General features: G+C 60.4%; 11 protein-coding genes. 4 read left to right on the forward strand and 7 right to left on the reverse strand.

Features of this window, described 5'->3' with window-relative positions:
* Positions 1–113: 113 nt before the first annotated feature.
* Positions 114–1,919, reverse strand: a complete 1,806-nt coding sequence (locus tag ACM6IT_RS10780; RefSeq protein ID WP_095944826.1) for a phenylacyl-CoA dehydrogenase — start codon at positions 1,917–1,919, stop codon at positions 114–116.
* Between the two features lie 316 nt (positions 1,920–2,235).
* Here ACM6IT_RS10780 and ACM6IT_RS10785 point away from each other — a divergent pair, with 316 nt between their 5' ends.
* Positions 2,236–3,480 carry a hypothetical protein gene (locus tag ACM6IT_RS10785; protein WP_414917959.1) on the forward strand — a complete coding sequence of 415 codons (1,245 nt, stop codon included), beginning with the start codon at positions 2,236–2,238 and terminating at the stop codon, positions 3,478–3,480.
* Positions 3,481–3,541: 61 nt separating this feature from the next.
* On the opposite strand, the gene ACM6IT_RS10790 is transcribed toward ACM6IT_RS10785, so the two are convergent.
* The 6 genes from ACM6IT_RS10790 to bioB form a co-directional block, all read right to left on the reverse strand.
* Positions 3,542–3,838 (reverse strand): pyrroloquinoline quinone biosynthesis protein PqqE, encoded by a 297-nt coding sequence (locus ACM6IT_RS10790; protein ID WP_414913402.1) that lies wholly within the window; start codon positions 3,836–3,838, stop codon positions 3,542–3,544.
* Between the two features lie 123 nt (positions 3,839–3,961).
* Positions 3,962–4,642, reverse strand: coding sequence for a dethiobiotin synthase (gene bioD / locus ACM6IT_RS10795; RefSeq protein WP_056726612.1), 681 nt, complete (start codon positions 4,640–4,642; stop codon positions 3,962–3,964).
* Positions 4,639–5,451, reverse strand: coding sequence for a malonyl-ACP O-methyltransferase BioC (bioC, locus tag ACM6IT_RS10800; protein ID WP_414917960.1), 813 nt, complete (start codon positions 5,449–5,451; stop codon positions 4,639–4,641). The genes bioD and bioC overlap by 4 nt, the downstream gene beginning before the upstream one ends.
* The gene (locus tag ACM6IT_RS10805; protein ID WP_056726610.1) at positions 5,444–6,175 is read right to left on the reverse strand and encodes an alpha/beta fold hydrolase; all 732 of its coding nucleotides are present in this window, start codon (positions 6,173–6,175) and stop codon (positions 5,444–5,446) included. The genes bioC and ACM6IT_RS10805 overlap by 8 nt, the downstream gene beginning before the upstream one ends.
* A complete protein-coding gene (gene bioF, locus ACM6IT_RS10810; protein ID WP_223541360.1) occupies positions 6,168–7,346 on the reverse strand; it encodes an 8-amino-7-oxononanoate synthase in 1,179 nt (392 codons plus the stop codon). The genes ACM6IT_RS10805 and bioF overlap by 8 nt, the downstream gene beginning before the upstream one ends.
* A 175-nt stretch (positions 7,347–7,521) precedes the next feature.
* Positions 7,522–8,577, reverse strand: a complete 1,056-nt coding sequence (gene bioB / locus ACM6IT_RS10815; protein WP_056726608.1) for a biotin synthase BioB — start codon at positions 8,575–8,577, stop codon at positions 7,522–7,524.
* Between the two features lie 93 nt (positions 8,578–8,670).
* Between bioB and ACM6IT_RS10820 the strand changes: the two genes are divergently transcribed.
* The 3 genes from ACM6IT_RS10820 (at position 8,671) to ACM6IT_RS10830 (ending at position 12,207) form a co-directional block, all read left to right on the forward strand.
* Positions 8,671–9,411, forward strand: a complete 741-nt coding sequence (locus ACM6IT_RS10820) for a ComF family protein (RefSeq protein ID WP_414917961.1) — start codon at positions 8,671–8,673, stop codon at positions 9,409–9,411.
* A 63-nt stretch (positions 9,412–9,474) separates the two neighbouring features.
* The gene (locus ACM6IT_RS10825) at positions 9,475–10,239 is read left to right on the forward strand and encodes a TOBE domain-containing protein (protein WP_414913406.1); all 765 of its coding nucleotides are present in this window, start codon (positions 9,475–9,477) and stop codon (positions 10,237–10,239) included.
* 66 nt (positions 10,240–10,305) lie between these two features.
* Positions 10,306–12,207 carry a PhoX family protein gene (locus ACM6IT_RS10830; protein ID WP_414917962.1) on the forward strand — a complete coding sequence of 634 codons (1,902 nt, stop codon included), beginning with the start codon at positions 10,306–10,308 and terminating at the stop codon, positions 12,205–12,207.
* Positions 12,208–12,286 lie beyond the last annotated feature (79 nt).

Raw genomic sequence — 12,286 nt, forward strand, 5'->3', positions numbered from 1 at the left:
CTGAGGTATTTTTCAAAGGCCGTTCCAACCATTCATTTCACCGGCAACCTTTAAAGCAAAAAAAGCCGCTGCTCCCGAAGGAGCAGCGGCTTTTTCAAGTACTTCGTTAAGGCTTAGTAGCCCAGGTCGAAGTTCTCTTCTTTCATGTCCATCAGGTTGTTGGCGCCCGACAGCATGGTTACAACGTGAGTGCGGGTACGCGGCAGGATGCGCTGGAAGTAGAAACGCGCAGTCTGCAGCTTGGCGGTGTAGAACGCCTCTTCGGAAGTGCCGGCAGCCAGTTTCTCGGCAGCCAGACGCGCCATGTCAGCCCAGAAGTAGGCCAGGCAGGCGTAACCGGAGTACATCAGGTAATCCACGGAGGCCGCGCCGACTTCTTCGCGGTCTTTCATGGCGGCCATACCGACCTTCATGGTCAGCTCGCCCCATTCCTTGTTCAGTGCGGCCAGCGGAGCGACGAACTCCTGGACCGCTTCGTTGCCTTCGTTGGTCTGGCAGAACTTGTGGACGATCTTGGTGAAACCTTTGAGGGCCTCGCCTTGAGTCATCAGCACTTTACGGCCCAGCAGGTCGAGTGCCTGGATACCGGTGGTGCCTTCGTACAGCATCGAGATGCGGCTGTCGCGGACGTTCTGCTCCATGCCCCACTCAGCGATGAAGCCGTGGCCACCGTAGATCTGCACGCCGTGGTTGGCCGATTCGAAACCGACTTCGGTCATGAAGGCTTTGGCGATTGGCGTCATGAACGCCAACAGTGCGTCGGCTTTCTTCTTCTCTTCTTCGTCCACACCGTACTTGACGATGTCGACCTGCTTGGCAGTGAAGTAAACCATTGCACGGTTGCCTTCGGCGAATGCCTTCATGGTCAACAGCATGCGGCGTACGTCAGGGTGCACGATGATCGGGTCAGCGGCTTTGTCCGGCGCTTTCGGGCCAGTCAGCGAGCGCATCTGCAGACGGTCGCGAGCGTATTTCAGGCCGCCCTGGAAACCGACTTCAGCGTGGGCCAGGCCTTGCAACGCAGTACCCAGGCGTGCGGTGTTCATGAAGGTGAACATGCAGTTCAGGCCTTTGTTCGCCGGGCCGATCAGGAAACCGGTGGCGCCGTCGAAGTTCATCACGCAGGTAGCGTTGCCGTGGATGCCCATCTTGTGTTCCAGGGAACCGCAGGACACAGCGTTACGCGCGCCAACCGAACCATCGGCGTTCGGCATGAACTTCGGCACGATGAACAGGGAGATGCCTTTGGTGCCAGCCGGTGCGTCCGGCAGGCGGGCCAGAACGATGTGGACGATGTTGTCGGCCATGTCGTGTTCACCGGCCGAGATGAAGATCTTGGTGCCGGAAACCTTGTAGGAACCGTCGGCCTGAGGCTCGGCCTTGGTGCGCAGCATGCCCAGGTCGGTGCCGCAGTGCGGCTCGGTCAGGCACATGGTGCCGGTCCACTCGCCGGAAACCAGCTTGGTCAGGTAAGCCTCTTGCTGTTCAGGGGTGCCGTGCTCGGAGATGGTGTTCATCGCACCGTGCGACAGGCCTGGGTACATGCCCCACGACCAGTTGGACTCGCCAACCATTTCGCTGATGGCCAGACCCAGGGACTCCGGCAGACCTTGGCCACCGTGCTCTACGTCGTGAGCCAGGCTCGGCCAGCCACCTTCGACGAATTGCTTGTAGGCTTCCTTGAAGCCAGTCGGGGTCTTAACGCCGGACTCGCTCCAGGTGCAGCCTTCGAGGTCGCCCACGCGGTTCAGCGGAGCCAGTACCTGCTCACAAAACTTGGCGCCTTCCTCAAGAATGGCGTCAACCATGTCCGGAGTTGCGTCGGCACAAGCCGGAAGGCTCTGATAGTGCGCTTCGTAGCCGAGCAACTCGTCACGAACGAAGCGAATATCACGCAAGGGGGCCTTGTAGTCAGGCATAGCGATAAACCTCTGCTGATGTAACCGGGAATGAACGACCGCATTGATTTGTTGTTGCGATCAAACAGTTGTTTGAAACATACGTTTACGCCCAAATCTTGTCAAGCGTCGATCATTTGCCGTTCGTCATCGCTAAAACCGGTTATGAACAAGGCCACTGGAAACTGGCCTGATTGACACTGAAAATGGCCAATAAAGCCTGTCGTTCTGGTAGTTCTTACAGGTTCACGAAATAGCGGAATGACGCCTACTGACTATAGGCTTTCGCAGGGTCAATGGTGACCTTCCTGGGGATCGCCTATGGAGGGGATTTGAGATGGACAATCAACCAGATACTGACTTGCGACTACCCGGTAGTCTTGACCCGAATTTTGGCAGCAATGGCGTGGTACATCCCAGCGAAGCACCTGGTGTTACACATGCCATCGTCTCTGACGAGTATGGACGCTTGACCCACGCATCAAGAATCGGGAAGGAGTTTCTTCTCGCTCGTCTGCTGATGGATGGTCAGGTTGACGAGGGGTTCACGCCCACTAAGAGTCAGTTCGACGCAGGCGACCAATCCATTCCGATGCGACTGCTAATGCAAAAAGACGGAAAAACCGTCCTGATCGGCGAATCGAAAAAAGACAACGTTCGCCGACCTGGCGTACGACGCTTTAACGCCAATGGCAGTCCTGACCTTGTTTTTGGCAACCGGATCAAAACGGGACCGGATAATTCATATGCGCCAGCGGTTCCCCACAAGTTCGTTGATGGCTGCCTGCAAGACGATCAAAAGATCCTCATCGTCGCTGACTATGAGGTCAACTACCCCATCGGAACGCTCGTGAGCCGCCTGTACCGCCTGCAAAACAACGGAGAACCGGATACCGGGTTCGGCAATGGCCAAGGTTTCATTGAAATCAAGTTCAGGCAAATGGACAGCTTTGCCCAAATGGTTCACGTACAGAGAGACGGCAAGATTATCGTCACAGGCCTCTACTTTGATGCGCAAAGAAAAAGAACCGGGGCGGTCGCGCGTTACGACGAACAAGGAGACCTGGATGAAACCTTCGGAACGAAAGGCTTCAGCGATATTCCATTGGAGCAGGCAGATTCGTCCATCGTCAGCGACTTTCTCTTTAGCGATGCACTCAGTTGCCTGCAATCGGACGACAAGGTCATTTTCGCAACCTGGATAAGGGGGGCTAACGGCAGGGATCGGGGTCTACTGACCAGACTCAATGCTGACGGCAGCAACGACCAGCAGTTCAATGCAGGCTCGCCAGTAATCACCTCTCACGATGATGGCAATGTGCGCTGGCGTGCGGCGGCAGTGCAAGCGGACGGAAAAATTGTCCTCGTGGGCTACGTACGCTGGACGACCCCAGGCAGCGAATTTTTCATGGCCAAACAACGATTTTCTCCAGAGGGACTACCGGAGGATTTCGCTTGGCATAACAGCCCCGGCGATTACTGGGATGTGGTAATCCAATCAAGTCAACGGATCGTCGTGTCGGGTAGTAGCGGGGGATACTCGACAGGAGAGCCCAGGGTAATCGGATTGTTGGCCGAATGAGCGCGTTTTTCATGTGCAGCGAAGGATGTTTGCCCGACTGTTTTCGATCGGGCAAACAGAATCAGGCGTAGGTATCGATCAACGTCCCGAGCACTTCGTCGGCTGCCTTGGCGATTTTCACGCCCAGCTCCGCCTGAATCTTGCCTTGGGCCATTTCGACCACGTTGCTGGCCAGGTCCGATTGCCGGCTGCGATCAACCGATCGCAGACGATCGACCTGCGCCTCGGAGGACTGGCTGGTGACCGAACGCTCGATCGTCGTGTTGGCGATCTGCCCGGCGGCTTGATCGACACGGTTCTGCCCCGTCTGAAGAGTGCTCAGACCGGCATAAAAAGCGGTGTTTCCTGAGATTTCCATGGGAGAACTCGTCCTTTCAAAGGATCAACAGCGGCCATTGAAGCAGAGTGGCTGGCAAAACACCCGTCAAAAACACTAATGGCACAGTGCCTTGCCATAGGCAAAGCCCCCATGCGACAAACCTCAGTCCAACAGGTCCAGTTGCAAGTGCTCGGCCACTGCCTCGGCCGTGACGACCTTGAGTTTAGGCACACGCCCCAGGCACGGTGCCGGGATACGCTCGGCAAGGGTGGCCAGGTTTTCTTCCAGCCGCGAGGTCTTGGGGTCGATAATGTTGGCCACCCAGCCCGCCAGTTGCAAACCGTCCCGGGCAATCGCCTCAGCGGTCAGCAAGGCATGGCTGATGCACCCCAGCCGCACGCCGACCACCAGGATCACCGGCAGCTTCAAAGCGATGGCCAGGTCCGACAGATTGTCCTGATCCGCCAAGGGTACGCGCCAGCCGCCAGCGCCTTCGATCAGGGTGAAGTCTGCCTGCATGCCCAGGATCTGTCGCATCGGCGTCAGCAACGACTGCACCGTCAGTGCCACGCCCGCCTCTCGCGCCGCCAGATGCGGGGCAATGGCCGGTTCGAAGGCCATCGGATTGACCTGCGTGTAGGTCAGCGGCAGCGAACACTCCGCCAGCAAGGCCAGCGCATCGGCGTTGCGCAGGCCCTTGGGCGTCACATCGCAACCGGACGCGACCGGCTTGCCCGCCGCCGTGCTCAATCCCGCCGAACGCGCCGCATGCAGCAGCCCCGCAGCGACCGTTGTTTTACCGACATCGGTATCCGTGCCGGCGATGAAATAGGCTGCGCTCATAAGGGCTTCTCCAAAACGGCGTACACCACTTGATAAGTCGCCGGCAGGCCCTGGGTCTGACGAAACTGTTCGTAAGCTTCAATCAGACCCAAAATCCGCGCCCGGCCGGTCAAGCCACCCGGCCGCCCGGGATTGAGATTGTGCGCACCCAACGCCTTGAGTTCATGGGTCAGGCTGCGCACATCCGGGTAATGCAGCACATGCGCAAGGTTTTGCAGACTGACCACATTCAAGGCGCTGGCCGCACACAACTGCTGATAAACACCAAACTCCCGGAAGCGGTTGACGTGCACCATGCCGTCGACTTCGCGCCAGCTGTCGCGCAATTCAAACAACGTCCCTACACACAGACTAGCAAACGCGAAAATGCCACCCGGTTTCAGTACTCGAAAGGCTTCACTGAGCACCGAGTCGAAGTCCGCGCACCACTGCACCGCCAGGCTGGAGAAGATCAGGTCGCAGGTCGAATCCTGCAGTGGTAAGCGCTCGGCATCGCCGGCCACGAAGTGTGTGGCGCCGCCCAATGGCCGGGCGTGGTTGAGCATGCCCTCGGCGATGTCCAGCGCCACACCGTGACTCCCCGGAAATTGCTCATCCAGGGCACGACTGAAATGCCCGGTGCCACAGCCAAGGTCCAGCCAGCGCTGCGGTACGAAGTCTTGCGGCATGCGCCCGAGCAATTGTCTGCCCACATCCCGCTGCAACTCGGCCACGCTGTCGTAGCTGGCCGCCGCGCGGGAGAATGAAGCGGCTACCTGACGTTTATCAGGCAAGGCGCCGGGCAGGTTGGGAAGGGATAGATCAGTCATCGCCGGACTCATGCAAAAAGGCCTGGATCGCCCCCGCCACACCGTGGGGATCCTCCAGGAGAAACGCGTGGCTGGCCTGTTCAATCAGACCGATTTCGACATCCGGCAGCAATGCCAGCAACTCGCCCGCCGCTTCCACCGGCACCAGCCCGTCGAGGCCGGCGAACAGATGCAGTTGCGGACCGCGGAACGATTGCAGAGCCTGTCGTGTATCCAGTTGTGCGAGCACCTGCAGGCCACTGAGCAGCACTGGCGCGGCGGTATTCGGGGCCCCGCCGAGCAACAACCGCGACAGTCCGCGGGAGTCTTCGGCGCCTTGGGCGCAGAGTAGTGAAAAGCGTTTCAAGGTCGCGCGCGGATCGGCTTCGCATCCCGCCAGAAACGCGTCGAAGGTTTCTCCGGGCATCGCGCTTGACCATTGATCATGGGCGACAAAAGAAGCGTTGCTGGCCAGGGTGAACACGCCACAGCAGCGATCGCCACGCCGGGCCGCCAACTCGCAAGCGAGCATGCCGCCCAATGACCAACCACCTAGCCAGACGTCTTGCGGCAAAGTCGAATCAAGCTCATCGAGCCACTCTTCAAGATCGCTCGACTCCAGCTCCGGCAACGGCTCTATCTCGACATGCAGGTGCTCATCCAGGCCACGCAAGGCCGCCGCCAGAGGCTCCAGCGGTGAAACGCCAAGGCCCCAGCCGGGCAGCAGAATCAAACGATCACGCATGGCTTGGCTCCGGCTTCAGTTGCTGAAAACAATCGGCCAGTCCATTTAACAATAGCTGTACCTGGGCTTCGCTGTGGGCAGCCGTCAGCGTGACCCGCAGCCGGGCGCTGCCGGCGGGTACGGTCGGCGGGCGAATCGCGGTCACCATCAACCCGCGTTCACGCAACATCTGCGAAAGGCGCACCGCGCGCCCGGCGTCACCGATCATGATCGGCTGGATCGGCGTGAAGCTGTCCATGAGTTCCAGGCCAATCTGCTCGGCACCTTTGCGGAACTGGCGGATCAGCGTCTGCAAATGCTCGCGGCGCCAGTGTTCGCTGCGCAGCAGTTCCAGGCTTTTCAACGTGGCGCAGGCCAGCGCAGGTGGCTGACTGGTGGTGTAGATGTAGGGACGGGCGAACTGGATCAGGCTTTCGATCAGTTCTTCGCTGCCAGCCACAAAGGCACCCGCCGTACCGAACGCCTTGCCAAGGGTGCCGACCAGCACCGGAACGTCATCCTGGCTCAAGCCGAAGTGTTCGACGATGCCGCCACCGTTGGCGCCCAGCGGTCCAAAACCATGGGCATCGTCGACCATCAACCAGGCGCCTTTGGCCTTGGCCTCTCGGGCCAGCGCTGGCAAGTCGGCGATATCACCGTCCATGCTGAACACGCCGTCGGTGACCACCAGCGTATTGCCAGTGGCTTTTTCCAGGCGCTTGGCCAAACTCACCGGGTCGTTGTGCAGGTAACGATTGAACCGCGCGCCGGACAACAGCCCCGCGTCGAGCAGCGAAGCATGATTGAGCCGGTCTTCGAGCACCGTATCACCCTGCCCCACCAGCGCCGTGACCGCGCCGAGGTTGGCCATGTAGCCGGTGGTGAACAGCAACGCGCGCGGGCGACCGGTCAGGTCGGCCAACGCTTCTTCCAGGGCATGGTGCGGGGAGCTATGGCCGATGACCAGATGGGATGCCCCTCCGCCCACACCCCACTTCGACGCACCGGCACGCCAGGCTTCGATCACTTGCGGATGATTGGCCAGGCCCAGGTAGTCGTTGTTACAGAACGCCAGCAACGGCTGGCCATCGACCACCACTTGCGGCCCCTGCGGGCTTTCGAGCAGCGGGCGCTGGCGGTAGAGGTTTTCGGCACGACGGGCGGCAAGGCGTGCGGCGAGATCGAAAGACATGCAGGCCTCGACTATCAAATGACACATGTCCCCTGTGGGAGCGGGCTTGCTCCGGGCGGCGATCCGACGAATACGGACTGACATTCAACATTGATGTCGACTGGACTGACGCCTTCGCGAGCAAGCCCGCTCCCACAGGGGGTTTCGCATTCCTTCAGAGGAACCGGAGCGAATTTCAGATGGCCGCGTTATAGAACTGCTCGCTGCTCTTCTGCTCCACCAGGGCCTGCTCGATCGCCGCCTGATGCACCTCGTCGGCGTGCTCTTCGCGGGCTTCCGGCAGGATGCCCAGGCGAGAGAACAGTTGCATGTCCTTGTCAGCCTGCGGGTTGGCGGTGGTCAGCAGTTTTTCGCCGTAGAAAATCGAGTTGGCGCCGGCAAAGAACGCCAGGGCCTGCATCTGCTCGTTCATGGCTTCGCGGCCGGCGGACAGGCGCACGTGGGATTGCGGCATCAGGATGCGCGCGACGGCGAGCATGCGGATGAAGTCGAACGGGTCGACGTCATCGGCATTTTCCAGCGGCGTACCGGCGACTTTCACCAGCATGTTGATCGGCACCGACTCCGGATGCTCCGGCAGGTTGGCCAGCTGGATCAGCAGGTTGGCGCGGTCGTCCAGCGACTCGCCCATGCCGAGGATGCCACCGGAACAGATCTTCATCCCCGACTCACGCACATAGGCCAGGGTTTGCAGGCGCTCGCTATAGGTGCGGGTGGTGATAATGCTGCCGTAGAACTCCGGCGACGTGTCGAGGTTGTGGTTGTAGTAGTCGAGACCGGCCTTGGCCAGTGCTTCGGTCTGATCCTGATCCAGGCGACCGAGGGTCATGCAGGTTTCCAGGCCCAGGGCTTTCACGCCTTCGACCATCTTCAGAACATACGGCATGTCCTTGGCCGACGGGTGCTTCCACGCCGCGCCCATGCAGAAGCGGGTCGAACCGATGGCCTTGGCGCGAGCGGCCTCTTCGAGGACCTTCTGCACTTCCATCAGTTTTTCTTTTTCCAGGCCGGTGTTGTAGTGACCGGACTGCGGACAATATTTGCAATCTTCCGGGCAGGCGCCGGTTTTGATCGACAGCAGGGTCGACACCTGGACGCGGTTGGCGTCGAAATGCGCACGGTGCACCGTCTGCGCCTGGAACAACAGGTCATTGAATGGCTGAACGAAGAGTGCTTTGACTTCGGCCAAAGTCCAGTCATGACGCAGGGTTGCAGTGGTGCTGGCGCTCATGGGCGTTTCCTTTGAATTATGCTTTGGCATGCGGCTGGGTAATGGAATGTCACAGCCGCTTCACAGATGTTTCGGCATATTTAAGGAAGAGCGATGCGCTGTCAACCACGATACGAAGGGCAGGTTTACATCTGGTTAAAAAACAAACAATCGTGCCTTTTGTGTGATGAACCGGCCGACGGTATCCCTCCTGTCTGCACGGCCTGCGAAATCGAGCTGCCCTGGCTCGGCGATCACTGTCTGGCCTGCGCCCTGCCGCTCCCGGCCCCGGGCCTCACCTGCGGCCATTGCCTGAAGCAGCCACCGGCCTTTGAACAGGTGATTGCGCCTTGGACCTACAGCTTTCCGGTAGACAGCCTGATCACCCGCTTCAAACACAACGCCAAGTGGCCGTTTGGCCGCCTGCTCGGCGAACTTCTTGCTCAATACCTGCAACATCGCTTCGAAGACGACCTGCCGCGCCCCCATGCGCTGATTCCGGTCCCGTTGGCCATCCGACGCCTGCGCCAGCGCGGGTTCAATCAGGCGGCGATGCTGGCTAACTGGCTGAGTGCGAGTCTCGATATCCCTTGCGACGAACGGTTGCTGCTACGCCACCAGGATACCGACGCCCAACAGGCCTTGAACGCCCAAGCCCGCCGAAAGAACCTGCGCAACGCTTTCTCCCTGGCAGCCGGCGCCGTCGTCAAAGGCTTGCACCTGGCGCTGGTCGACGATGTACTGACCACCGGCGCCACGGCCCAGGCCCTGGCTCGCCTGCTGATGGACGCCGGTGCGGCGAGGGTCGACGTCTATTGCCTGGCCCGTACGCCCAAACCCGGCGAAACACCCTGACTTGACTCGCGCGACCCAAGCGGCCAACTTCCTGACCATCGTCACCACTCAAAGCGACTTGTCATGTCTTTGCCCACCTTGCTGTCCCAGCACATCGTCCGCCGTCCGCAGCGCATCGCCCTGCTGCAGCACATCGCCGAACAAGGCTCGATCACCCGGGCGGCCAAAAGCGCGGGCATGAGCTACAAGGCCGCCTGGGATGCGATCGATGAGCTGAACAACCTGGCGCAGAAACCGCTGGTGGAGCGGATTGTCGGCGGCAAGGGCGGCGGCGGTGCGCGACTGTCCAACGAAGGCGAGCGGGTGTTGCGCCTGTACCAGAAGCTGCAAGCCTTGCAGGCCCAGGTGCTGGAAGCCGCTGAAGACGCGAGCGATCTGGACCTGCTCGGGCGCCTGATGCTGCGCACGAGCGCGCGCAACCAGTTACACGGCAAGGTGGTGGCGATTGAACCTCAGGGGCGCAACGACCTGATTCGCCTTGAAGTCGCCGAAGGCCTGATCGTCGCCGCGCAAATCACCCACGACAGCACCGAGCGCCTGGAGCTGCAAATCGGCACCGATGTCGTGGCATTGATCAAGGCCGGCTGGCTCGACGTACTGCAAACTGACACCGTCGAAACGCCTGGAAACAATTGCCTCAGGGGCATCATCGAAAAAGTCCTCGACGCCGATGACGGCCCCAGCGAAGTGCGCATCACCCTGGCCAACGGTCTGACCCTATGCGCCCTGGTCGAACCGAGTCTTCTGCAAGCATCGGAGTTGACCTGCGGCAAGCCGGTGCGCGTGGAGTTCTCGCCGTCCCGGGTTCTACTGGGCACGCCGCTTTAAGCAAACTGCAACAAAAGGTTCATTACTCATCTTTAAGGTGTCTGCAAAATCCGCAGGGAGCCTGAAATGAGCCTATTAGAAGAAAACCAGTCCACCGACCTCGAAAACATGGTCGGCCTCAGCCGTCGCGGCTTCATCAGCGCAGGTGCCCTGTGCGGCGCTGCGATGTTCCTCGGCGGCAATCTGCTGAGCCGCAGCGTGATGGCCGCCAGTGTCAGCGCCGGTAACAGCCAGTTGTTGGGCTTCGACAGCATTGCCGCCGCCACCAGCGACTCCATCACCCTGCCACCTGGCTACAAGTCCTCGGTACTGATCAGCTGGGGCCAGCCTCTGCACAAGGACGGTCCGGCGTTCGACCCGAGCGGCAACGGCAGCGCCGAACATCAGGAAGTCCAGTTCGGCGACAACAACGACGGCATGAGCCTGTTCGAATTTCCGGGCGAAAAAGACCGGGCGCTGATGGCGATCAACAACGAATACACCAACTACCGTTACCTCTACGCCCACGGCGGCATGCCGCAATCGGCCGAAGAAGTGCGCAAGGCGCTGGCCTGTGAAGGTGTGTCGGTGATTGAAGTGCAGCGCAAGAACGGCCAATGGCATTTCGTCCAGGGCTCGCGCTACAACCGCCGCATTCACGGCAACGCACCCATCACCCTGAGCGGCCCGGCCGCCGGACATGCCCTACTCAAAACCAGCGCCGATCCACAGGGCAAGAATGTCCTGGGCACCTTCCAGAACTGCGCCAACGGCAAGACACCGTGGGGCACCTATCTGACCTGTGAAGAGAACTTCACCGACTGCTTCGGAAGCAGCAACGCCGAGCAGAAATTCGACCCGGCGCAAAAACGCTACGGCGTGGTGGCCACCAGCAAAGAGATCAACTGGCACCAGTACGACGAGCGCTTCGACATAGCCAAGAACCCCAACGAGCTGAACCGTCACGGCTGGGTGGTGGAGATCGATCCGTTCGATCCGAAGTCGACGCCGGTCAAACGCACGGCCCTGGGCCGCTTCAAACACGAAAACGCCGCCCTGGCCGAAACCGCCGACGGTCATGCCGTGGTGTACATGGGCGACGATGAGCGCGGTGAGTTCATCTACAAATTCGTCAGCCGCGACAAGATCGACCACAAGAACCCCAAGGCCAACCGCGACATCCTCGACCACGGCACCCTGTACGTAGCGCGTTTCGATGCCGGCGACGGCAACGTCGATCACCCGAAAGGCCAGGGCGAATGGATCGAACTGACCCATGGCAAAAACGGCATCGATGCCAGCAGCGGCTTTGCCGATCAGGCCGAAGTGCTGATCCACGCCCGCCTGGCTGCCAGTGTGGTGAAAGCCACCCGCATGGACCGCCCGGAATGGATCGTGGTCAGCCCCAAGGATGGCCAGGTTTACTGCACGCTGACCAACAACGCCAAACGCGGCGAAGACGGGCAACCGGTGGGCGGGCCGAACCCGCGCGAGAAGAACGTCTACGGGCAGATCCTGCGCTGGCGCACCGAGCGTGACGATCACGGCTCGAAAACCTTTGCCTGGGACCTTTTCGTCGTCGCCGGTAATCCGGGGGTTCACGCCGGCACACCCAAAGGCGGATCGTCGAACATCACGCCACAGAACATGTTCAACAGCCCGGACGGTCTGGGCTTCGACAAGGCCGGACGCTTGTGGATTCTCACCGATGGCGATTCGAGCAACGCCGGAGACTTTGCCGGCATGGGCAACAACCAGATGCTCTGTGCCGACCCGGTAACCGGCGAGATTCGCCGCTTCATGGTTGGCCCGGTAGGTTGTGAAGTGACAGGGATCAGCTTCTCGCCGGATCAGAAAACCCTGTTTGTCGGGATCCAGCATCCGGGTGAAAACGGCGGCTCGACTTTCCCCGAGCACCTGCCCAACGGCAAGCCGCGCTCTTCGGTGATGGCGATTTCTCGGGAAGATGGCGGGATCGTCGGCGCCTGACAGGGCCTCTTCGCGGGCAAGCTCGCTCCCACTTTGGATTGTCGGCGTGCATGCGATCGGCGGCACACCAGAGATCTCC

This window comes from Pseudomonas sp. IT-P4 (assembly GCF_949767755.1).
Classification (GTDB): domain Bacteria; phylum Pseudomonadota; class Gammaproteobacteria; order Pseudomonadales; family Pseudomonadaceae; genus Aquipseudomonas; species Aquipseudomonas monachiensis.